The sequence below is a fragment of the Acinetobacter sp. 1124_18A genome (genome assembly GCF_052824995.1).
In genome coordinates this window covers 25,849-48,740 of record NZ_VTDF01000014.1, presented here as the reverse complement: position 1 = coordinate 48,740, position 22,892 = coordinate 25,849, and the positions used below count along the sequence as shown (strand labels likewise).

The 22,892-nt window shown below is 39.1% G+C and carries 20 protein-coding genes; 8 read left to right on the top strand and 12 right to left on the bottom strand.

The features are described from left to right. Positions 1-229 precede the first annotated feature (229 nt). Positions 230-1,462 carry a tyrosine--tRNA ligase gene (tyrS, locus tag FY048_RS18330; protein ID WP_080645633.1) on the bottom strand — a complete coding sequence of 411 codons (1,233 nt, stop codon included), beginning with the start codon at positions 1,460-1,462 and terminating at the stop codon, positions 230-232. A gap of 61 nt (positions 1,463-1,523) precedes the next feature. On the opposite strand from tyrS, the gene FY048_RS18325 reads away from it, so the two are divergent. Both FY048_RS18325 and FY048_RS18320 read left to right on the top strand, forming a co-directional pair. After that, the gene (locus FY048_RS18325; RefSeq protein ID WP_446092078.1) at positions 1,524-2,651 is read left to right on the top strand and encodes an anhydro-N-acetylmuramic acid kinase; all 1,128 of its coding nucleotides are present in this window, start codon (positions 1,524-1,526) and stop codon (positions 2,649-2,651) included. A gap of 127 nt (positions 2,652-2,778) precedes the next feature. Beyond that, entirely contained in the window at positions 2,779-3,621 is an 843-nt protein-coding gene (locus tag FY048_RS18320; protein ID WP_446092077.1) for an alpha/beta fold hydrolase, read from the top strand. A 60-nt stretch (positions 3,622-3,681) separates the two neighbouring features. Here FY048_RS18320 and erpA read toward each other — a convergent pair whose 3' ends face one another. The 4 genes from erpA to FY048_RS18300 form a co-directional block, all read right to left on the bottom strand. Next, the gene (erpA, locus tag FY048_RS18315) at positions 3,682-4,017 is read right to left on the bottom strand and encodes an iron-sulfur cluster insertion protein ErpA (RefSeq protein ID WP_003656048.1); all 336 of its coding nucleotides are present in this window, start codon (positions 4,015-4,017) and stop codon (positions 3,682-3,684) included. Between the two features lie 124 nt (positions 4,018-4,141). Continuing rightward, a complete protein-coding gene (locus tag FY048_RS18310) occupies positions 4,142-5,146 on the bottom strand; it encodes a putative solute-binding protein (protein ID WP_151964678.1) in 1,005 nt (334 codons plus the stop codon). Positions 5,147-5,500: 354 nt separating this feature from the next. After that, complete coding sequence (locus FY048_RS18305; protein WP_446092076.1) at positions 5,501-6,508, bottom strand: putative solute-binding protein; 1,008 nt, start codon at positions 6,506-6,508, stop codon at positions 5,501-5,503. A 254-nt stretch (positions 6,509-6,762) separates the two neighbouring features. Further along, positions 6,763-7,767: a putative solute-binding protein gene (locus tag FY048_RS18300; protein ID WP_446092075.1), complete on the bottom strand. Its 1,005-nt coding sequence runs from the start codon at positions 7,765-7,767 to the stop codon at positions 6,763-6,765. A 253-nt stretch (positions 7,768-8,020) separates the two neighbouring features. On the opposite strand from FY048_RS18300, the gene FY048_RS18295 reads away from it, so the two are divergent. Beyond that, positions 8,021-9,949 (top strand): ATP-binding cassette domain-containing protein, encoded by a 1,929-nt coding sequence (locus FY048_RS18295; RefSeq protein WP_446092074.1) that lies wholly within the window; start codon positions 8,021-8,023, stop codon positions 9,947-9,949. Between the two features lie 50 nt (positions 9,950-9,999). Here FY048_RS18295 and FY048_RS18290 read toward each other — a convergent pair whose 3' ends face one another. The 6 genes from FY048_RS18290 to dnaA form a co-directional block, all read right to left on the bottom strand. Next, entirely contained in the window at positions 10,000-10,926 is a 927-nt protein-coding gene (locus FY048_RS18290) for a hypothetical protein (protein ID WP_446092073.1), read from the bottom strand. Between the two features lie 126 nt (positions 10,927-11,052). Further along, positions 11,053-11,445 carry a cytochrome b562 gene (cybC, locus tag FY048_RS18285; RefSeq protein ID WP_446092072.1) on the bottom strand — a complete coding sequence of 131 codons (393 nt, stop codon included), beginning with the start codon at positions 11,443-11,445 and terminating at the stop codon, positions 11,053-11,055. Between the two features lie 37 nt (positions 11,446-11,482). Beyond that, complete coding sequence (gene gyrB / locus FY048_RS18280; protein ID WP_017391214.1) at positions 11,483-13,951, bottom strand: DNA topoisomerase (ATP-hydrolyzing) subunit B; 2,469 nt, start codon at positions 13,949-13,951, stop codon at positions 11,483-11,485. A 52-nt stretch (positions 13,952-14,003) separates the two neighbouring features. Continuing rightward, on the bottom strand, positions 14,004-15,086 hold the full coding sequence (gene recF / locus FY048_RS18275) for a DNA replication/repair protein RecF (RefSeq protein ID WP_446092071.1): 1,083 nt from the start codon (positions 15,084-15,086) through the stop codon (positions 14,004-14,006). Positions 15,087-15,100: 14 nt separating this feature from the next. Next, positions 15,101-16,249: a DNA polymerase III subunit beta gene (gene dnaN / locus FY048_RS18270; RefSeq protein ID WP_016139735.1), complete on the bottom strand. Its 1,149-nt coding sequence runs from the start codon at positions 16,247-16,249 to the stop codon at positions 15,101-15,103. 97 nt (positions 16,250-16,346) lie between these two features. Further along, positions 16,347-17,753, bottom strand: a complete 1,407-nt coding sequence (gene dnaA, locus FY048_RS18265) for a chromosomal replication initiator protein DnaA (protein ID WP_446092070.1) — start codon at positions 17,751-17,753, stop codon at positions 16,347-16,349. Between the two features lie 672 nt (positions 17,754-18,425). On the opposite strand from dnaA, the gene rpmH reads away from it, so the two are divergent. The 5 genes from rpmH (at position 18,426) to mnmE (ending at position 22,525) form a co-directional block, all read left to right on the top strand. Next, the gene (gene rpmH, locus FY048_RS18260; RefSeq protein WP_000831329.1) at positions 18,426-18,560 is read left to right on the top strand and encodes a 50S ribosomal protein L34; all 135 of its coding nucleotides are present in this window, start codon (positions 18,426-18,428) and stop codon (positions 18,558-18,560) included. 29 nt (positions 18,561-18,589) lie between these two features. Continuing rightward, positions 18,590-18,982 (top strand): ribonuclease P protein component, encoded by a 393-nt coding sequence (gene rnpA / locus FY048_RS18255; RefSeq protein ID WP_016139733.1) that lies wholly within the window; start codon positions 18,590-18,592, stop codon positions 18,980-18,982. A gap of 10 nt (positions 18,983-18,992) precedes the next feature. Then, positions 18,993-19,313, top strand: a complete 321-nt coding sequence (gene yidD / locus FY048_RS18250) for a membrane protein insertion efficiency factor YidD (protein WP_016139732.1) — start codon at positions 18,993-18,995, stop codon at positions 19,311-19,313. Between the two features lie 5 nt (positions 19,314-19,318). Then, on the top strand, positions 19,319-21,079 hold the full coding sequence (yidC, locus tag FY048_RS18245; protein ID WP_446092069.1) for a membrane protein insertase YidC: 1,761 nt from the start codon (positions 19,319-19,321) through the stop codon (positions 21,077-21,079). 90 nt (positions 21,080-21,169) lie between these two features. Beyond that, positions 21,170-22,525, top strand: a complete 1,356-nt coding sequence (gene mnmE, locus FY048_RS18240; RefSeq protein WP_446092068.1) for a tRNA uridine-5-carboxymethylaminomethyl(34) synthesis GTPase MnmE — start codon at positions 21,170-21,172, stop codon at positions 22,523-22,525. A gap of 48 nt (positions 22,526-22,573) precedes the next feature. Here the strand turns inward: mnmE and FY048_RS18235 are convergent, their stop codons facing one another. After that, a complete protein-coding gene (locus FY048_RS18235; RefSeq protein WP_004795563.1) occupies positions 22,574-22,837 on the bottom strand; it encodes a metal/formaldehyde-sensitive transcriptional repressor in 264 nt (87 codons plus the stop codon). Between the last annotated feature and the right edge of the window lie 55 nt (positions 22,838-22,892).

Genomic DNA, 22,892 nt, shown 5'->3' with positions numbered 1-22,892 from the left:
ATTCCAAAGATTCCAAAGATTCCAAAGATTCCAAAGATTCCAAAGATTCCAAAGAAATAATAGAGCAAATACTCTACTCTCAAACTATATTTCTATCTTCTTATTTGCTTTGATTACTTTTCATTATTATTGATCTATAGATTGTTCCACGTGGAACGTTAAATTGCTTTTGTGACCATTAAATAAAAAAAGCAGGATTACTCCTGCTTTTTATCACTACATAACATTCCTAGTCAGTGAACGTTACACGTGCAATTGCTTTTTTACCTGACTGGATAATGAAAGTACCATTTTCTTTTACAGAGAAACCTGCATCGACAGCATTCCAGTCAACTTTTACTGCACCGCGAGCTACTGCATCTTTTGCTGCTGCTGCATTTGGATTTAGACCAGCTACACGTAGAATCGTGGCAATAAAGATTTCTCCGCCAAACTCACCACGTGAAATAGTCACTTCTGGTGTGTCTTCTGGTACTTCACCTTCTGTAATAACGTTACCAGCACTTTTATGGGCATTAGCGGCAGCTTCTGCATCATGGAAACGTTCCACTAGCTCAAGTGCAAGAATACGTTTTACTTCTTGTGGATTACGACCAGCAGCAATTTCATCTAATAAAGTTTTGATCTCATCTAGAGATTTAAAGCTGAGTAAATCGAAATAGCGTTCAATTAAAGAATCAGGCATTGATAAAACTTTTTGGTACATTGCCCCTGGTGTATCAAACACACCAATATAGTTAGCTAAAGATTTAGACATTTTATTTACGCCATCTAAACCTTCTAGAATCGGCACAGTGATACACACTTGTGATTCTTGACCATAACGGCTTTGTAAAGTACGACCCATAAGTAAGTTAAAGGTCTGATCTGTACCGCCTAACTCAACGTCAGCTTCAAGTGCAATAGAGTCATAACCTTGAACTAAAGGATATAAAAACTCATGGATTGCAATTGGCTGATGGTTGCTATAACGCTTTGTAAAGTCATCACGCTCTAACATGCGAGATACAGTTTGTTGGCTTGCTAGCTGAATAAGATCAGCAGCAGACTTTTGATTAAACCATTCTGAGTTGAAACGTACTTTTGTTTTATTCGGGTCTAATATTTTGAAAACTTGTTCTTGATAAGTTTTAGCGTTGGCTTCTACTTGTTCACGTGACAATGGCGGACGAGTTGCGCTTTTACCAGTTGGGTCACCGATCATCGCTGTATAGTCACCAATCAAGAAGGTAACTTCATGGCCCAAATCTTGGAAAGTTTTTAATTTATTAATAAGAACCGTATGTCCTAAATGTAAATCTGGTGCTGTAGGATCGAAACCAGCTTTAATTTTAAGAGGACGATTCTCTTTGAGCTTTTTCAGTAAATCTTCTTCTGAAATAATTTCGTGCGTGCCTCGTTGGATGAGGGCAAGCTGTTCTTCGGCGGGCAAGAAATTTGACATCACAAAACCTAAACACATCAGTTATTCAATTTGTGCGATATACTAACATTTTTTCAGCGTCTTGCAGGGGAAGTTGCATATGAGCGCAATCTATATCGGCGTAATGACTGGCACTAGTATGGATGGTGTAGATATTGTTGCGGCTTCATTTGAGCCACTACAGCTTCATGCCACTCTTACAGTTCCATTTGAACCCGAGTTACGTGATGAGCTTATGTCGTTAACTTTACCTGATGACAATGAAATTGACCGCATGGGTAAAGCTGATGTTGCTCTAGCGAAGATGATTGGTCAGGGCATTAATCATCTAATTGAAAAAAACCAGTTAGATCGTAGTCAAATTAAAGCAATTGGATCACATGGGCAGACTATTCGTCACCGTCCAGAACATGGGTTTACCCTTCAAATTGGCGATCCAAATATCATTACCGAAATCACTCAGATTCCTGTTGTTTCAGATTTCCGTCGTAGAGATATGGCAGCAGGCGGTCAAGGTGCGCCATTGGTTCCGGCTTTCCATCAAGCACTATTTCAACATCCGAGTATTCATCGTGTGATTTTGAATTTGGGTGGTATTGCTAATGTGAGTATGTTGCCTGCCAATAATGCTGATGGCGTCTTTGGTTTTGATACAGGGCCTGCAAATATTTTGATGGATGCTTGGTGCCATCGCCATACAGGCCATCCATATGATGAAAATGGCGATTGGGCTGCCTATGGTCATCCTATTCGCTCTTTACTCGACCGTCTCCATGCGCATGAGTATTTTTCTAAAGAACCACCTAAGAGCACAGGACGTGAAGACTTTAATCTTGACTGGTTAGATGATCAGTTAATCGATTGGCGAAATGATTTAACTTACGATGAGCTAGAAGATACACCTGAAAACATCCAAGCCACCTTATTAAAGCTTACTGTGCGCGCCATTCAAAAAGCGATTTATCGCTCTGAGATGGAAACAGGTGAAGTGTATGTATGTGGTGGTGGTGCTTATAACTCTTATTTATTAGAGCAATTACGCTGGCGTCTTCGTAAGCACAATTGGTCAGTTCAACCTACAGATGTTTTAGGACTCTCCCCTACTTGGGTCGAGGCTACAGCATTTGCATGGTTAGCAATGCGTTTTGTAAATGGTTTAAGTGGTAATTTGCCGGCGGTAACAGGTGCTTCGGATTTTAGAATTCTAGGTACAATCACGGCGGTATAAAACTATTTATTGATTTGATTGGTCAGATTCGACCTCATAGCACATTTACTGACCCGAAATGCTGTTATTTAAATGAGTATAAAAACTCATGATAAATGCCGACAAAAATAATTTAAGGCATGTTTTCATGGATCTGACTAAACGTATTCATCAATACACACGTGGGGCTTGGACATTCGATGTGATTGATTCAGGCCCTATAGATGGTCCATTCGTTGTTTTATTGCATGGTTTTCCAGAAACTGCTCATAGTTGGGAGCAAACCTCAGAGTTATTGCATCAATATCAATTTAGAACGCTTGCGATTCATCAACGTGGTTATAGTTTAAATGCTAGGCCTCAAAGCCGATTTCAATATTCACTAAGTGAACTTGTAGAAGATGTGGCCAGTTTAATTGAGCAACTCGGCCAGCCAGTTTATTTAATTGGGCATGACTGGGGCTCGGCAATCGCTTCAGGCGTTGCGATGAAATATCCACAATATATTCAACATCTCACTTTAGTTTCTGTGCCCCACCAGGCTGCTTTTTTAAAAGCCTGTTTAAGCAGCAGACAACTTTTTAAATCTTATTATTTTGCAATTTTTCAGCTACCGATTCTGCCCGAACTTTTATTTAAAAAGATACCTAAATTAGGCCGTAAGTTTCTTAAGTCATCAGGCATGACCGAAGAGCAAATTGCGATATTCGAGGCTGAATTTATAGAAGAAAATAGATTAACTACGGCGTTGAATTGGTATCGTGGCTTTTTTTGGGACAAGCCTCAAAATCCGTTTAAAGCAATAGATGTTCCTACTCTTTTTATTTGGGGTAAACATGATATTGCCGTTACAGAGAAAAGTGCCAAGCTAAACTCACATTATTTTAAAAATAGTTATGACGCAGTTTTTATGGATGCATCGCATTGGATTCCATATCAGAATGCACCTGAACTGGTGCAATACTTTTTAGAATCTGTCCGTGAAAAATAATGATCTGACCAATAAAAAAACCTCTCCAAATAGAGAGGTTTTTTAAATTTTAAAATTCTTTTAAATCGAGAACGAAGAACCACAACCACATGTTGTTGTCGCATTCGGGTTTTGGATAATAAAACGTGACCCTTCAAGACCTTCTACATAATCAACCACTGAACCAATTAAATATTGATAGCTAAGTGAGTCAACAAGCATTTTTACATCGCCATTTACGAACTCTGCATCATCTTCATTTACGCTTTCAGCAAAATTGAAGCCATACGAAAACCCTGAACACCCGCCTCCTGTTACATACACACGTAACATGAGATCGTCATTCCCTTCACTATCACGGAGTTGGCGTACCTTATTGGCAGCATTATCTGTCAAAACTAGAGCTTGGGCATTCATGATGATTGTTCCTCGGATTTTGCTGTGCCTTTCAAAATAAAAAAGACCCTATATTGAGTATAGCATAATCAATATAGGGTCTGTCTTCGAAGTTTAAAGCCAATCTTGAGTATTTTTATCAAGATTATTTGTAATTCTCATCCTGTAAGCCACATTCAAAGTTTTTAGCATCTTGCTTACAACGGAATTGCCAAAGGAGTTTCATCATACGTTTATCGTATACACCACGCTGTGTAAGGTTAATTCGTGACTCACGCATAAGCTTTTGGTAACCCGGTTTATCTGCTGCTGGAACATCCATCCAGTATTTTTGTGGAATATCAGCTTTCATTTTACCCAAGATGGTAAAGGCACGTGGTAACTGACCCGAAACCCATTCTCTAGATTTCTGACCAAAACCAGCTGGGAATTTGTCTGGACGGATAATAATATTTCCTGTCACCTGTAAAATCGGATAGTTCACGATCGCGCCTTTTGTTCCTAAACCTTTTTGTAGTTCTAAAGGTTTAAATGCGGCAGCTGGTGCACCAATAATATCAACTTGATGGTTATTAAATTTAGCACCGAAATTTGTTATGTCAGCACTAACAGCCTGCGCCCCTACTTGCTGAACCATAATTTTTTGAGCTTCATCGTAGTCAAGAACCGCAATTTTCTTTCCTGCGGCTTTCGCTACTGTATTGATGCTACGATCGTTTACTAAAAGATAAGCATCACCAACTGGAATAACACCTACAACCTCATAGCGACCATTAACCATATATTTACTAAAAGTCGGACTCGCTAAACCTTGCATTATTTTTACAGCAAGCTTGAGGTCAGGAATGGCTCCGATCGCGTCTAATGATCCAGTAAATGAATTAAATTGACGGCCACGCATCCCTGACACACTAATACCATCACATTTGCCTGCTTTAAAATCTTCAGCAATCACGGCTTCATTTTGGTTTACTTTAAGTTCAATATCAGCTCCCCAGTTTTTCGCGGCAAGTTGATAATCCTTCATTAGTGCATACACATCGCCATTCTTACCAACGAAGTCAAAAACACATACTGTTTGTTTAGCCTGAGCTGCAAAAGAAACTGTAGTAAGTCCCATCGCAAGTAATAGCATTTTGGAAAATTGCATATTCTTTTTCCTTTCCTTGTGGAGTTTTTGTTTTTCGATACCAAGAAATTTCACACCGATAAGGTATGAGTGGGATAGGCTTCATATAAAAAATCATGTTGAAGATATTTTTACGAATCCGTTTTGCTTTTATGATTTTATTTCCATGAAAAATAGATAGAGATTCACCTACCTATTAGCAATTATTTTAATCACTCAAGTCCCTGATCCATTTTTATACCTTCATGTTTCCTTATGAAGTTCTTATCTAAATTTAGCTTAACGTCTTTCTAGTTATCCACAATGGCAGAATTGACAGCATATACAAAACAAAAAGCCTAGAACTAAGTCTAGGCTTTTTGAGAGAAATTAGGATTATTCGCCAGCCATTGAACACTCAAAGTTAGCCTTGTCTACAGAACAACGTGCTTTTTTCAATACAGACATCATTCCTGCATCGTAAACACCGCGTTTAGTTAAGTCCATACGGCCATCACGCAACATTTTTTGATACTTAAGTTTGTCTTCTGCACTTAAGTTCATTTTGTATTTGCCAGGAATTTGCGCTTCTAAACGGTTGATCATTGCAAAGTTCTTAGGCAACTGTTTAACGAACCAGTCACGAGATTTTTGACCAAAACCAGCTGGGAATTTATCAGAACGTAATACTAGATCTGCTGTAACGTGTAATACAGGGAAGTTCCACATTACACCGTTTGCACCCAAACCTTTATTTAACTCTAATGGTTTGTAAGCATAGGCAGGCGCACCAACCATATCTACCTGACCATTGTTAAATTTCGCAGCAAAGTTTGAAATATCAGAAAGAACTGCTTGAGCACCTACGCGTTGCACCATAATTTTTTGTGCATCGTCATAACCTAACACAGCGAATTTTTTACCCGCAGCTTTTTCAACAGAGTTGATGTTTTTGTCACGTACGAAAATGAATGCCGAACCTAGCGGAGAAATACCAGCAACTTCGTATTTTTTACCACCCATATTAGTGGTCATTTTTGCTGCATTACGCGCATCTAATACATAGGTAATTGCACGTTGAGCGATTTGGTTGTTTGGAACACCACCAAGTGAGTCGATAGATCCTGCGAATTTGTTATATTGGCGTGCACGCATTGCTGTCATTGCTACAGCATCACATTTGCCTGCTTTAAAATCATTATCAGCAACAGCCTCGTCCTGACGAGGAACTAAGTTAATTTCAGTACCCCAGCCTTTTGCAGCAAGAGCCCATTCTTCCATCATTTTATATGAGTCGCCTGCTTTTCCTAAGAGGTCGAATACACATACGGTACTCGCTGCTTGCGCTGAAGCAGAAAAACCAACAACAGAAGCGGCAGCCATAGCAAGTACGATTTTTTTCATTTTCTTCATCCTTCCACGGAACAGATTTTTTGTTTGAAGTTTCCTTACAAAGACAGATATTAATCATGTTTTTTAGAAAAAAATAGAGCATTTACTCAATTTTTTTATCTAATTGAACCATTGTTTGTTCAATTTAAATTATTTATTAGCGATAAAAATCGCTAAGTTTCCATAAGTTACTTTTTATATTCATAATTTTCATACCCATATTCAGCTTTGAAATATATGTAGCGTTTTTGTGTTTAAAAAATCGACTACTCACCATTAAGCGTACATTCAAAATTTGTCCGTTCCACTGTACAGCGAGCACGTTTAAGCACACTCATCATTGTGGCATCGTATACCCCCTGTTTTGTTAAGCTGAGGCGACCTTCACGTAAAATTTTTTGATATTTAGTTTTATCTTCTGCTGAAAAATTCATTTTAATTTTTGAGGGTACACCCATTTCTAGACGCTTTATCATGGCAAAGTTCTGAGGTATCTGTTGTATAAACCAATCACGTGACTTTATTCCAAAATCGGCCGGGAACTTGTCACTTCGAGTAATTAAATCACCCGTAACGTTTACCACCGGAAAAGTAAACATCGCCCCATTCGTTCCCACACCTTTACCAATCTCTAGTGGTTTATAAGCATAAGCAGGTGCGGCAATTGCATCGACTTGCCCACTATTAAACTTTTTCACAAAATCGGTAATTTCAGAAGGAATGGGTTTTGCCCCAACACTTTCAACCATAATTTTCTGCGCTGCGTCATATTGCAAAATAGCAAATTTAGTCCCACGTACTTTTTCAATTGAGTTGAGGTTTTTATCTCTTACAAATAAGTAAGCCAATCCAATCTGGACAATACCGACGACTTCGTAATTCATTCCATTTTGTGCAGTCACCATACGATGTTTATTGCGCTTATCGAGAACATAACTAATTGCTTTTTGGGCAATTGCATTACTGGTTACCCCACCAATCGCATCGATAGAACCCGCAAATTTATTATAATTTCGTGCTCGCATGGAGGTCATATAAGCGGCATCACATTTGCCTTCACGCAGTTTACGGTCAACCAAAGCTTCATCTTGAAACGGAATTAAAGTGATATCAGCTTGCCAACTTTTAGCTGCAAGTGCCCACTCCTCCATCAATTTATAGGATTCACCCGACTTACCTAATAAATCAAATACACACACATTTTGGCCCGCATGTGCAGTTCCCATAGCACAGCAAAATACTGCACTAACAATCCCCAATCTTTTTTTCATTTGACTTTCCTTAGTCTAGTTTTATTAGTAGCTCATTAATCAACCAAACCTTAAACTGTTTTTATTTTAGTCACATTTTTTTAAATGTGTTCTATCTTGTTCAATATTTTGGAAATTTCGGATGAATAGCGAAATCTAACCTATCTTGATACATACAATTATTGACTGTGACTCACTAAAATCCGGAATGTTTTGTTTTCATCGGCAGTTGTCTTTAAAATACAGCATCCCTAACTCACCTCGATACAATAAGATGATTCAATTTGACCAAGTTTCTTTACGCCGCGGTGGACGTGTTCTATTTCAAAAAGCGTCTATGCAATTACACCCAGGTTGGAAGATTGGTCTAACTGGGGTCAATGGCGCAGGTAAATCGACTTTATTTGCTGCATTGCTTGGAAGTTTGGGTGCCGATGAAGGCTCACTTACTCGTCCTTCAGGCTGGATCGTGGCGCATATGGCGCAAGAAATAAAAGCCTTAGATATGCCTGCAATTGATTTTGTTCTTTCAGGTGATGAAGAATTTTGGGATATTCAAAATAAGCTTGCTCAACCAGATCAACTGAGTGACTTCGAGTTGGCTAAATTGCATGGCCGCTTTGATGAAATTCATGGTTATTCAGCGCCATCTAAAGCGGCTCAGCTCATGGCTGGTCTTGGTTTTCTAGAAAATCAATTACGTTTGAACGTTGAGAGTTTCTCAGGTGGATGGCGTATGCGTTTAAATTTGGCGCGTACCCTAATGAGCCGTTCAGATTTATTATTACTCGATGAACCAACCAACCACTTAGACTTAGATGCAATCTTGTGGTTAGAAGATTGGCTTAAAGCCTATGAAGGTACACTCATTCTAATTTCGCATGACCGCGACTTTTTAGATGCGATTACAGATCATATTCTTCATATTGAAAATCAAGAACTCACGCTTTACACCGGAAATTACTCTACATTTGAAACCACACGTAGTGAACGTCTTGCTCAGCAACAACAAGCTTTTGAGAAACAAGAAGAAACGCGCGCTCACCTACAAAAATTTATTGATCGTTTTAAAGCAAAAGCGACGAAAGCTCGTCAGGCACAAAGTCGTATCAAACAACTTGAGCGTATGCAGCAACTTGCACCCGCTCATGTAGATACGCCGTTTACTTTTAGTTTCCGTGAACCCACCAAAATGAGTTCTCCTTTGCTGACTTTAGACAATGCCAGCATTGGCTATGGCGATAAACAAATTGCCGAAAAAATTAGATTACAAATTACACCAACCTCACGTATTGGTTTACTAGGTATGAACGGCGCGGGTAAATCAACCCTAATTAAAAGCTTAGTAGGTGATTTACCGCTCTTAGCTGGTGAACGCAAGGCGTCAGAGTTACTTAATATTGGTTACTTTGCCCAGCATCAAATGGATGCTTTAGATGGCCATGCTACTCCAATGTTACAAATTGCTCGTTTAGCAGATAAAAAAATTAGTGAAGCGACCCTACGTTCTTTCTTAGGTAGTTTTGGCTTTAGTGGTGAACGCATGGATACGCCATGTGAAACCTTTTCTGGTGGAGAGCGCGCTCGTTTAGCCCTCGCACTCATTGTATGGCAGCGTCCAAATGTTTTAATTCTCGATGAACCGACGAACCATTTAGATCTTGATATGCGTCATGCATTGAGCATGGCATTACAAGACTTTGAAGGTGCTGTCGTATTGGTTTCCCACGAACGTCAACTCATTGCAAGTGTTTGTGACGAGCTTCTTTTGGTACACGGCGGTAAATGTACCGAGTTTGAAGGTGATTTACAGGATTATGCAAAATGGCTACGTGAAGCACGTCAGCAACTCATTAATGCTCAGACTGCTGTAGCACAGAATAATTCTTCCTCTGCCGCTCCGACTCCCACGAAAGTCGATAAAGAAGCACAGCGTAAAGAAGCAGCTCGCCGTCGTGAACAAACCAGACCTATTCGAAAAAATATCGAAAAAATTGAGTCTCAGATTGAGAAACTTCAACCACAACTTGCCAAAATTGAAGAGTCTTTAGCAGATACATCTTTATATGATGCAGCACGTAAGGATGATCTGCTCAAGCTTATGAATGAACAGACTGAGCTGAAAGCTAAACTTGAGCAATATGAAGAACAGCTTTTAGAACTTATGATGGAATTAGAAGAGATGGAAGCCTCGTTTGATTAATCTATTTTTCAAAATAAAAAAGCCGATTTCTTAATCGGCTTTTTTATTAATTAATAAGGGGTATAAAAAGCCCCTAATTCATTTAAATTGGTATTGATTGGCAAAGGCCAAACATTGCTTGATAGGCTGTCTGCAATATATAAATCATAACCGCCACGGCTTCCTGTCTGCCCCGCTAGAGAAACCACCATATACCGCTGATCTAAAGGGGCCGGATCTGATGTATTTACGGCTGTACTATTAAAAGGCAAACGAGTGGTTTGTTTGGTGGTCGTATCATAAACATAGATCTGATCATGAGCATTTGTTGGGCTATACCAACGCACATATAAAAACTGGCTTCCCTTCCACCATACTGGATAATATGAGGCAATATTGGTTAGCTGTGTATCATATGTACCCGACTGATCAATACTAAAAATTCTAGAATTACTACTTGCACCTTTGGCATATAAGATTTGCGTAGTATTGACCATTGGATAAGGCATTGACTCTTCGATATCCCAACCATTTTGAGTGACAGAAGTAATCGTGCGATCAGTCATTTTAACAATTTTTAAATCGCCATTTTGCTTAAAAATAATACGCTGATTATCTATAAATTTAGGATCTTCATCCCGCTTGTTATTCCCTTGGGTTAAATTGATTGGTAATTCCGTGCTCCCAACTCTCCAAGCATAGACATCCCATGCATCTCCATAATGCTGTCCAGAATTAACTCCCATAAAAGTGAGCCATTTTCCATCTGGAGAAAAATGACCATTCATCATGTGGTCAATTTTCCAGTTTGTGCCCAGTAATGTGGTTTGCTGAGTTGTGAAATTATAAAGATAAAGCTTACTGTCCCATGCGTCATAATCACTATAACGATGAAATACTAATTTTCCGTAAAAAGTGGGGGCTGTGGCAGCATGCAGTTGAAATAAGCAATTAAAAAATAAGATTACAATGTATAAAAGTTTTTGTGTGTTTTTCAAAATTATATTCTCTTGTAATAAATGAGTATCCAAGAGAATAGCAGTTTACAAATTTATTTTTCTTATAAAACAAAAGACTTTGTCTAAAATTAAACAAAGCCTTTTATTAACTCATCATAAAAAGAATTATCTGAATTTTTTATGATTTTCATTTCGAATTTTAACTAAATTCATTGCTTCAGTTTTTGCTTGATCTAACTGTCCGTGCTCAACCAATGCATTTACTTTATCAATCTCAGCAACAAGCTGATCTAAACCAGCTTGGTACTCTTTTACCTGCACATTTCCTGAAGGTAAACCTTCGAGTTTATGCGGCAAATATTGCTTAGAAGAAACTGCTGCTTCACGCATTACAACAAGCTGTTGTTTCGCATTAGCAGCATCTTTCGCTTCAGAAAATGCTTTAGTACTCTTAGCTAAAGTTTTCATATTCGTTTCTAAATCAGTCGCCCAAACAGCAGAGCTTCCTAAAAAAACACATGAGATTAACAAGCTAGCTAACAATTTCTGACCCATCATCTTCTCTCCTTAGACTGATTTAGAATCGTGTTATGAATTAAGCATCAATATCAGCATTTAAAGCATTCTCTTCAATGAATGCACGACGTGGTTCCACATCATCACCCATTAAGCAAGAGAACATACGATCTGCTTCAATCGCATCGTCAATGGTTACCTGTAACATATGACGATTCTCTGGGTCCATTGTCGTTTCCCAAAGCTGTTCAGCATTCATTTCACCAAGACCTTTATAGCGTTGGATCATCATACCGCGGCGCGAATCTTGCAAAATATGCTGCCAAACTTGATGGAAGTTAGCCACTTGAATACGGCGATCACCTTTTTGTAAATAAGCACCATCTTCAAGCAAACTGAACCAACTCTTCGAGTTTTTCAGCAAACGAGCATACTCAGCTGAGTTCAATAAACCTGCATCAAGCAAATATGCGTGTGGCAAGTTATGAACATATACCGTAATACGCGGCCAATAATGCGCAGATTTTTCACCCTGAGCATTTTCACGCTCAAATGACTCTAGCGTAATTTCCGGACGTAAACTTGGCTGTAATCTTGTAATGATCTCTTTTACTTGATCAGCCCATTGTTGTACATAAGCTTCATCATGATTTTGATCGCTCTTGAATGCCTCTATTTCAAGTAAAGCATCTAGTAAGCTAGCTGGGTAACGTAACGTTAAGCGCTGTAAGCTCTTTTGCGAAACTTGGTAATCCTGAATGACTTTAGCAAGTGCTTCACCTGTAATTGATGGTGCTTCAGCATTGGTATGCAAAGATAGCTCATCAATCGCATTTGAAATTAAATAATTTTCCAATGCATCATTATCTTTGATGTATTGTTCCTGCTTACCTTTTTTCAATTTGTATAAAGGTGGCTGTGCAATATAGATATACCCACGCTCAACCAATTCTGGCATTTGACGGAAGAAGAACGTTAACAACAAAGTTCGAATATGCGAACCATCAACGTCGGCATCGGTCATGATAATGATTTTATGATAGCGTAGCTTGTCAGGATTATATTCTTCACGACCAATACCACAGCCGAGAGCAGTAATTAAAGTACCCACTTCCTGACTAGAAATCATTTTGTCAAAGCGTGCACGTTCAACGTTCAAGATTTTACCCTTCAACGGCAAAATAGCCTGCATTTTACGGTTACGACCTTGCTTGGCACTACCACCCGCAGAGTCACCCTCGACAAGATATAATTCAGAAAGTGCTGGATCTTTTTCCTGACAATCTGCCAATTTGCCTGGTAAACCAGCAATATCAAGTGCGCTCTTACGACGCGTCATTTCACGCGCTTTACGTGCAGCATCACGCGCACGTGCAGCATCAATAATCTTACCGGCAATTGACTTTGCAGCTTGCGGGTTTTCAAGTAAGTAAGCAGAGAACTCTTTGTTCATTGCTTGCTCAACAGCAGGTTTTACTTCACTCGATACCAGTTTTTCTTTGGTTTGAGATGAGAATTTTGGATCAGGTACTTTTACCGAAATAATAGCAGTTAAACCTTCACGTGCATCGTCGCCCGTTACATTGACTTTTTCTTTCTTGAGAATATTTTCATTTTCAAGATATTGGTTTAAACCACGCGTCAAAGCTGCACGGAAACCAGCTAAATGGCTACCGCCATCTTTTTGAGGAATGTTATTGGTAAAGCAACGGACGTTTTCTTGATAACTTTCATTCCACTGCAAGGCTACTTCTACACCAATACCGTTATCTGTATCCGCAGTAAAATGGAAAATCTCATTTAGATGAGTTTTACCTTCGTTAATGTATTTTACAAACTCAGATAATCCACCTTCGTAGTCATATACATGTTCAAGGTTAATACGTTCATCGCGTAATACAATACGTACGCCCGCGTTTAAGAATGAAAGCTCACGTAAACGGCGTGCTAGAATTTCTACGTTAAAAATGGTTTGGGTAAATGTTAATTCACTTGGCCAAAAACGTACTGTTGTACCACTCTTATCCGTCTCACCAATCACACGTAATGGATATTGCGGATCACCGTGTTGATATTCTTGCTCATGCACTTGACCAGCACGAGAAATCATTAAATGTAATTTACTCGAAAGTGCATTTACTACAGAAACACCTACGCCGTGTAAACCACCTGAAACCTTATAGCTGTTGTCATCAAACTTACCGCCTGCGTGCAGAATAGTAAGAATTACTTCCGCTGCAGAAACACCTTCTTCAGGGTGAATATCGGTTGGAATACCACGACCATTATCAGAAACACTCACCGATTCATCTTCATGAATAGTGACAATAATTTCATCACAATGCCCAGCTAAAGCTTCATCGATTGCGTTATCGACTACCTCGAATACCATATGGTGTAAACCGGTACCGTCGTCTGTATCCCCAATATACATACCCGGACGTTTACGAACTGCATCTAATCCACGTAATACTTTAATACTAGAGGAATCATAAGCCTTTTCATTGGTTTGTTCTGTTTGAGAGGCTGATTGAGACTCTGAACTCATGGTTTCTCCCTAGCAAATATAGGTTTATTCAAAGATGGGTAACATCAAAAAATTATGGTGAAGCAAGACTAACTTGACCGAATTCAACATTGAATAATTGATATGAAATAGACAAATCATGTAAATGTTTTTTTACCGATGCATGATCTAAAGTTGTCATAAAAACCTGGCTACCAAGTTGGCTTAATCGTTCAATTAAACGTTGTTGTGCGGTTAAGTCTAATTCTGCTGTCAGATCATCTAATAATACCACAGTTTCCTTATTACTCGCATGCAACATTGCAATTTGTGACAGTTTTAAGGCAATAATCAGCAGTTTTTTCTGACCTCTTGATAAAACCACATCAGCATGTCCATAAGGGGTTTTTAAGCGCAAATCGGCTCGATGTGGACCATATTCGGTATAACGTCGTTCGATGTCTTTTTGGTGTTGATTAAGCAGGTCTTGCATGAGTCCCTGCTCTGTATGAAAACCAGGACTGTATTCCAGTTCTATTTCAAGATCAGGGAGTAATTGCCTCAAATCATTTTGAAAAAAGACATTCCATTGTTCCACAATACCCAAGCGCTGAGAGTGCAAAATTTCGCCATAATCACTCAGCATTTTGTTCCAAGGCTCTAAATCAGCCAAAGACAAATTTCTTCGGGTTTTAAGTAAAGTATTACGTTGTTTTAATGCACGCGAATAGTATTGCCACGCAAAATAAAACTCAGGTTCCACGTGGAACATCAGCCAATCTAAAAGTTGGCGTCGTGGTTTTGCCCCGTGGTCAATAATGTCTGTACTTTGTGGATCAAGATGCTGCAAAGGAAGTAATTTAGCAAGTTGGCCTTGGGTAGCCACGGTATCGCCATTGACCTTCATCAACTGCTCACCAGATGCTAACTTTTGCATGCCAATTTTCTCAGTACTAGACTGTGCAAAGACAATCGCGTCTTCGGCAGCATACTGAATATAATTTTTAGGAATATGAGTGCGGAACGATCGCCCTGTTGCAAGCAAATGAATTGCTTCCAGAATTGAGGTTTTTCCTGAACCATTAGCGCCATAAAATATATTAAACGGTTGCAACCCTTGGAGTGCAACCGTTTTTAAATTACGCACGCGTTCAATGTTTAAGCGCGTAAGATGCATATTCGATAGCCAGACTATACACGCATCGGCATAACTACATAAGTTTGATCAGTATGTGCTGGGTCTTGAACCAAAACAGACTGATTCGCCTCACTCATGCTCATATTTACGTCATCACCATCAAGCACACCCAATACTTCAAGTAAATATTGCGCATTAAATGACATTTCGAGCGGTACATTTTGATATTGAATAGCTAAATCTTCAATAGCCTCATCTTGCTCAGGGTTATTCGCACGAAGCTGTAAAGAATCCTGATTAAAATTCAAGAAAACGCCACGTAATTTTTCATTACTCAAAATTGCGACACGTTGTAATGATTGTTTAAATACATCATGGCTAATTAATACATGTTTATCACCACCACGTGGAATTACACGACGATAATCAGGGAATTTTCCATCAATCAATTTTGTAGTAAAACGAACAGTAATATCTCCCTGTTCCTTGTCACGACTTGGCGTATTGATGGTTACATTTAACAACTCACGACCAATCAACAATGTTAATTGTTCATCTTCAATACTCAGCAAACGCTGTAATTCACCCACAGCTTTACGAGGTACAATGGCCTGAACCAATTGAGATGACGAAGAAGAAGCCGTAATTTCACAAAGTGCTAAACGGTGACCATCTGTTGTTACTGCACGTAATTGATTTTCATCAATTTCCAATAAAGTACCCGTTAAATAGAAACGTACATCTTGTACAGCCATCGCAAAAGCAGTTTTTTCAAATAAACGCTTTAATTCACGTTGGGTAACTTGTACTTGTGTACCTTGACTATTTTCAGTCGTCAATAATGGATAATCTTCTGCTGGCAAAGTCCCTAATACGAAACGGCTATTACCAGACTTTAAGATACATCTTTGATCTTCAGTAATTTGTAAATCAATTAATGCAGCTGTAGGCAATGATTTACAAATTTCCATTAATTTACGGGCAGGGACTGTGGTTTCCCCTGCTTCAAGGCATGCCCCTTCTGTTAAAACAGTGCTCGCAACTAGTTCGACTTCTAGATCGGAACCAGTAATGGTGAGCGCCTGAGCATTAGTCTGAATTTTGACGTTTGAAAGAATATTCAATGTATGACGACGTTCTACCGCACCGACAACATGCGATAAAACATTGAGTAAACTTTCTTTAGCGATTTTCAAACGCACGATTCATTCCTCTAGCAACTTGGAGCAAATATTTCATTTTTTAGCTGTGTACTATGCTGCACTTACGTAGACTTTGCAACAAGGTCTTATTATTTCATTAACTCTGAAGTAGACGCAGTAGATTTTTATAATCTTCGTCAAAAATTGGATCTTCTCCGCGCAGACTGGTTACTTTTTCACAAGCATGCATCACAGTACTGTGGTCACGTCCACCAAACGCCATTCCAATTTCTGGAAAACTATCACCAGTCAACTCACGAGCAAGTCCCATTGCTAACTGACGTGGTCGAGCATAAATTCGCGTACGTTTGGGCCCTACTAATTCTTTTAACGGAATACGGAAATATTCACTCACCACGCGCTGGATATTTTCTACACTAATTGTTCGTGCACGGATCGCCAATACATCTTTTAAAGACTCACGAACGACATCAAGATCGATTGGCGCGCCTTTAAAACGGGAAATTGCAACGACTTTATTAAGCGCACCTTCAAGTTCACGCACGTTAGCAACAACTTGTTGTGCAATAAATAATGCACAATTTCGAGGTAAATCAACGCCGCTATTTTCCGCTTTCTTTAATAAAATTTCGATACGAGTTTCAATATCTGGTGGTTCAACACCTACTGAAAGTCCCCAAGAAAAACGGGAAACTAAACGTGGATCTAACTCTGTTAATTCTTTTGGATAACGGTCTGAAGTTAAAATAATTTGTTTAGATTCATCAAGTAAGGCATTAAATGTATAGAAGAACTCAACTAGACTTGCTTCTTTACCTGCTAAGAGATGAATATCATCGACCAACAATAAATCTAAAGAACGACAGTTTTTCTTAAACTCTTCTACTTTGCCTTTTTGTAAAGAACTCACAAAATCCTGAACAAAACTCTCAGAAGTCATATACATCACGCGGGCATTGGGTTTAGCTTGTAATAAAGCATTACCAACTGCCTGCATTAAATGTGTCTTACCAAGCCCTGTAGGTCCATATAAAAACAAAGGGTTATGCTGTGAAGCACCTAATTGAGTTAATACTTTTCTACATGTTTCAGCAGCCATTTGGTTGGAACGGCCTTCAACAAATAAAGAAAAAGTAAACTGAGGATTAAGCAGCTTCTTTTTGGATGTTTTCGGATTGACCACACTATTCGTATGAGGACTAGAAACAGACTCTGGTTCTTTTTTTACTTTAATACTTTGTGGTGGTGCAGTTTGCAAAGCAGCCGTAGTGGTCGCCGGTTGTTCACTCGACGACAAAATACTCCCAGGACGAGAATCAACTAAAATCTCAACCTGACGGACACGCCCTTCTGATAACTGCTCAGCCAATATAGAAATTAATTCTAAATGATTCTCTTGAATGTAACGCGTCCAATAAGGGTTAGGAGCATAGAGTCGTAGTATTCCTTCTACTTCTTCAGCAACTAATGGGCGAATCCACATCGCAAAGACGTTATCAGAGAGCTCTTGTCGCAAGCGAGTTAAGCAGTCTGTCCAAAGCATGTGTATCCCCTATTTCTGCGTTTTTAAATTCAAATAATCCAAAGATCAACCCTTCCTGATGAGAAGGGGTCGCCATTCTAACCAAGTTATCCACATCTGTCATGACGAATTCGAGTAATTTTGCCTAAAAAGAAATCTCTTGTGAATAAATTTAAATTCAAAACCACTTGTGTATAACTTTTTGCACAACCTGTGGATAAATTACCACATAAACTTATCCACAATCCATAAATATAATAGAAACAGAGTTATCAACAACCCAAACATATGTTTTTTAAATTTAAAAGTGCGAAATCCACAGAAAAAAGAGCTCCTAATAAGAATAAATATAAATTTTAAAATTTGAATTTATTTAATAGGGAGGTGATCTTTTGTGGATAACTACAAAATATGAATTTAAATTCAAATACAGCAAATCAAAGCCAAGATGATATCTTGTTTTGTTGATAAGTGTGTATATAAGGTGTGTATATAATAAAAGTTCTAATTAAAATAGACAATTAGTTTGTGTATAACTTTAAAAACTATATATTGCACTGAATTATGACAATCATAAAAAAAGAGATTAAAATTTGGGTTAAATACAAAACTTTCTTGGTTTTTCATTGACAGCGTAAACATTGCACAATAAAATCGCGGACCTTATAAAAGATCATTTTTGGGAGTTTCGATATGAAACGTACTTTCCAGCCATCTGAATTAAAGCGTAAACGCGTTCATGGTTTCCGTGCTCGTATGGCAACTAAAGCTGGTCGTCAAGTATTAGCTCGTCGCCGTGCAAAAGGTCGTCATAGCTTAACTGTTTAATACTGTTACGCTGACCAGACTTGGGTGTGATGACACTTTACAATTTTAGCACAGATGTGCGAATACGCTGTGCTGCAGATTATAAAAGTGTATTCGATGGTGCGCTTTTTAAAGTGCATCAACCCCATTTTTTATTTCTTGCAAAATTAACCGAACAGCCTAATAGCCGTTTGGGTATTGTCGTTGCTAAGAAAAAAGTGCGCCGTGCGCATGAAAGAAATCGAATAAAACGTCTTGCTCGTGAGAGCTTTCGTCTACACCAACCGAATTTTGGATCAGACATAGATATTGTGGTAATGCCGAAAGTCGGTATAGAAGCGATTACGAATGCTGAGCTATATCAACAATTAGATTTTGCTTGGCAAAAATTACAGCGCTTAGCAAAAAAACATTCTAAAGTTGGCACAAACTCGCAGAATTAAGAGATAGCCAATGGTTCGTTATCTACGTTGGTTGATTCGACTGTATCAAATTGCGATTAGTCCGCTTCTTGGACCCCGTTGTCGTTATATTCCGACCTGTTCCCAATATGCGATAGAAGCATTGCAAACTCATGGTGCGATAAAAGGCGTTTGGTTATCTTCTAAACGGATTTGTCGTTGTCATCCGTGGGGAGGATCTGGATATGATCCAGTACCGCCAAAAGCAATTCGTTTTATTTCGTTTCATCAAATAGATTCTCAAACGCATCATGTTGCTGTACCCTTTCGTGATCGTTTACTGAAGCAAAATCTCTCTAACCATTTGGGGTAATAGATATGCAACAATGGGCCAGGTTTGCAATTCTCGGGGCCATGTTTGTCACCGCATATTTGCTCATTTTGGCTTGGCAAAAAGATTATGGAAATGCTGCAACTGCACCGCAAAAACAAGCGGCGGCTGTCAGTTCACATGAAGTATCTGCTGATTTGCCAAATGCTAAAAATGCAACAGTGGCTTCCGATGTGCCACAAGCAAATATTGCGCAGTCACAAACCACAGATGCAACTGCACCTGTGAATCAACAGCTTATTTCAGTACAAACTGACCTTTACCATATTTGGATCAATCCAAAAGGTGGTGATATTGTTCGTATTGAATTACTCTCACACGACAGAAGCAAAGACAGCGATCAGCCTTTTGTTATGCTTGAAAATGATGCCAAGCGTACATATGTTGCTCAATCTGGCTTAATTGGTTTGAATGGACCAGATAGCAGTCGTGGTGGTCGTCCATTATATGCTGTTGAAAAAACATCATATACTTTGGCTGATGCTAAGGGTGTGCAGGATCAAAAGGGTCAATCTGAAAAAGTTTTAAACGTTCCGATGGTATTTAAAACACCTGAAGGCGTTGAAATTATTAAAACTTTTACCTTTACCCAAGGGCAATATCCAATTGTTGTTAGACATCAAGTTATTAACCGTAGCCAACAAAGCTGGCAAGGTCAGATGTTTGGACAATTAAAGCGTGATAACTCTGAAGATCCTGGTAAATCTTCTCAAGGTATTTTCACTCTAGGAACTTTCTTAGGTGGAGCTTGGGGGACACCTGATTCACACTACAACAAGCTTAAGTTTGCTAATTTCTCAGAAGAAAAAGTAAGCACTGAAGCGAAAGGTGGATGGGTTGCGATTGTTCAGCATTATTTTGTAAGTGCTTGGATTCCTGGGAATCTTAAACTGACTCAAGCAAATGGTCAGCCTTATGTAGCTAAACTTGAATCTCGTCAATCTGCTGATCATATGAATATCATTGGTTTTACCTCACCAGTGATTAATGTTCCAGCAGGCACTTCAATGGAAGTGGATGCAAAACTTTATTCAGGTCCGAAAGTACAATCTGAATTAAAAGATTTAGCAGTTGGTTTGAATCAGACTGTTGATTATGGTTGGTTATGGCCGATTGCGAAGTTACTGTTCTTAGGTCTTCAATTCTTCCATAGCATTGTGGGCAACTGGGGATGGTCAATCATCTTACTTACCGTTATGGTGAAGATGATTTTGTGGCCTTTATCTTCAAAAAGTTATCGTTCTATGGCGAAAATGCGTGTGATTGCACCAGAAATGCAACGCATGAAAGAAGAGTTCGGTGAAGACCGTATGCGCTTCTCGCAAGAAATGATGGCTTTATACAAACGTGAACAAGTGAATCCTCTTTCAGGTTGTTTACCGTTGTTGCTACAAATGCCAATTTTCCTTGCCTTGTACTGGGTACTCATGGAAAGTGTGGAATTACGTCACGCACCATGGTTAGGCTGGATTCAAGATTTGTCAGCAATGGATCCTTGGTTCATCTTGCCGTTGATCATGGGTGCTACCATGTTTGCACAGCAAATGTTGAACCCACAACCAGCTGACCCGATGCAGGCAAAAGTGTTCCGCATTATGCCGATTATGTTCACGGTATTTATGTTGTTCTTCCCTGCAGGTCTCGTGCTTTACTGGATTGTGAACAACAGTATTACAATTTTACAGCAATCGTTTATTAACAAGAGTGTTGCGAAAAGTCGTATAAATAAGACTGAATCAGCATCTTAATCGTTTAACTTTTGCTGAATAAATCCGCTTAAGATGGTAATCTTAGGCGGATTTTTCTTTGGCTGGATTTTAGGTTTTTAGGTGAATAATATGCAAAGTCAAACCACGATTGCCGCAATTGCAACGCCGCCAGGGCGTGGTGGTGTGGGCGTGATTCGCCTATCGGGGCCTAAGGCTTATGAAATTGCTCAAAACCTGACACAGAAAAACTTGCCTGAAGCACGTATGGCTGGGTTCCGTAAGTTTTATGATGCTGATGGAAGCATTATGGATGAAGGGATTGTTCTATGCTTTCCCAATCCTCACTCGTTTACAGGTGAAGATGTTGTAGAGCTACAAGGTCACGGCGGTCCAGTCATTCAAAATGCATTGCTTGGTCGTCTATTTGAGCTTGGTGCAATTGCCGCAAAAGCGGGTGAGTTTTCCATGCGCGCTTTTGAAAATGGCAAGATGGATTTGGTGCAAGCTGAAGCGATTGCCGATTTGATTGATGCGACATCGCAAGCTGCTGCACGTTCTGCTGTTCGCTCTTTACAAGGCGCTTTTTCAACAAAAATTAATACCGTTTTAGAAAAACTGATCCATTTACGTTTGCATGTTGAAGCTGCAATTGATTTTCCTGAAGAAGAAATCGATTTCTTGGCAGATGGCAAAATTTTAGCTTTACTCGAAGATGTTCAGCAGTCTGTACATGCCGTTCAAACATCTGCGCGACAGGGCCAATTACTACGTGAAGGTTTACAAGTTGTTATTGCAGGTAAACCAAATGCGGGTAAGTCGAGCTTGTTAAATGCGCTAGCTGGCGTTGAACGCGCAATTGTGACCGATATTGCCGGTACAACTCGCGATGTTTTACATGAAAAAATTAGCTTAAATGGTCTGCCAATTACCTTAACAGACACCGCAGGTCTTCGTGAAACAGGTGATATTGTTGAAAAAGAAGGGATTCGTAGAGCAATCAAAGAAATTGAACAAGCTGATTTGTTATTGCTGGTTTATGATTTAAATCAAGGCAATGACCCGTTAAAACTCGCTCAAGAATATTTTGCTGAACACATTGAACCGCGCCGTTTAATGTTAATTGGTAATAAATGCGATTTAACTGGTCAATTAGCTGAAATAAACGATTTTCAAGGGTTCCGTCACATTACCGTTTCTGCAAAACAAGAGATGGGCGTACAAGGCCTCGTAGAGGCGATTACAGCCCATGCAGGCTTTCATCCTGAGGAAGATACATTTATTGCGAGAACTCGTCATTTAGACGCAATGAAGCGCACACAGCTCTATCTTTCAGAAGCACATGAGCAACTTGTTGTATTTAATGCGGGTGAACTAGTCGCTGAATCACTGCGTCTTGCTCAAAATGCTTTAGGTGAAATTACCGGTGACTTTAGTGCTGATGACCTATTAGGAAAAATCTTTGGTTCGTTTTGTATTGGAAAATAACTACAGAATTCTGAATGATGCACATTAGTGCGTCATTCAGTCACCTCATTAGCCGTATCTTTTTAGAACCTTTAAAAACTCATCTAACTCATTTTGATCAACTTGTGCTTCTTTGAGCACATGGTGATGTAAGTGTTGTTCCATCAATTCACTCATCAAACCGTTTATCGCACCTTTAATGGCAGCAACTTGTTGCAGTATTTCTATGCATGAAATATCAGGCTGTTCAACGGCATGCTCAATACTATTAATTTGCCCTTTTAGTCGTTTTACACGATTAACTATTTTTTTATCCTGACCAATGTGACTCATCTGTGTTCTCTTGTATAATTCAATATACTGGTAGGGAGTATATTGGGTTTAAATT

Coding starts and splice junctions, on each gene's coding strand:
- tyrS (WP_080645633.1), bottom strand. CDS start 1,462: ATGTGTTTAGGTTTTGTGATGTCAAATTTCTTGCCCGCCGAAGAACAG.
- FY048_RS18325 (WP_446092078.1), top strand. CDS start 1,524: ATGAGCGCAATCTATATCGGCGTAATGACTGGCACTAGTATGGATGGT.
- FY048_RS18320 (WP_446092077.1), top strand. CDS start 2,779: ATGGATCTGACTAAACGTATTCATCAATACACACGTGGGGCTTGGACA.
- erpA (WP_003656048.1), bottom strand. CDS start 4,017: ATGAATGCCCAAGCTCTAGTTTTGACAGATAATGCTGCCAATAAGGTA.
- FY048_RS18310 (WP_151964678.1), bottom strand. CDS start 5,146: ATGCAATTTTCCAAAATGCTATTACTTGCGATGGGACTTACTACAGTT.
- FY048_RS18305 (WP_446092076.1), bottom strand. CDS start 6,508: ATGAAAAAAATCGTACTTGCTATGGCTGCCGCTTCTGTTGTTGGTTTT.
- FY048_RS18300 (WP_446092075.1), bottom strand. CDS start 7,767: ATGAAAAAAAGATTGGGGATTGTTAGTGCAGTATTTTGCTGTGCTATG.
- FY048_RS18295 (WP_446092074.1), top strand. CDS start 8,021: ATGATTCAATTTGACCAAGTTTCTTTACGCCGCGGTGGACGTGTTCTA.
- cybC (WP_446092072.1), bottom strand. CDS start 11,445: ATGATGGGTCAGAAATTGTTAGCTAGCTTGTTAATCTCATGTGTTTTT.
- gyrB (WP_017391214.1), bottom strand. CDS start 13,951: ATGAGTTCAGAGTCTCAATCAGCCTCTCAAACAGAACAAACCAATGAA.
- recF (WP_446092071.1), bottom strand. CDS start 15,086: ATGCATCTTACGCGCTTAAACATTGAACGCGTGCGTAATTTAAAAACG.
- dnaA (WP_446092070.1), bottom strand. CDS start 17,753: ATGCTTTGGACAGACTGCTTAACTCGCTTGCGACAAGAGCTCTCTGAT.
- rpmH (WP_000831329.1), top strand. CDS start 18,426: ATGAAACGTACTTTCCAGCCATCTGAATTAAAGCGTAAACGCGTTCAT.
- rnpA (WP_016139733.1), top strand. CDS start 18,590: ATGACACTTTACAATTTTAGCACAGATGTGCGAATACGCTGTGCTGCA.
- yidD (WP_016139732.1), top strand. CDS start 18,993: ATGGTTCGTTATCTACGTTGGTTGATTCGACTGTATCAAATTGCGATT.
- yidC (WP_446092069.1), top strand. CDS start 19,319: ATGCAACAATGGGCCAGGTTTGCAATTCTCGGGGCCATGTTTGTCACC.
- mnmE (WP_446092068.1), top strand. CDS start 21,170: ATGCAAAGTCAAACCACGATTGCCGCAATTGCAACGCCGCCAGGGCGT.
- FY048_RS18235 (WP_004795563.1), bottom strand. CDS start 22,837: ATGAGTCACATTGGTCAGGATAAAAAAATAGTTAATCGTGTAAAACGA.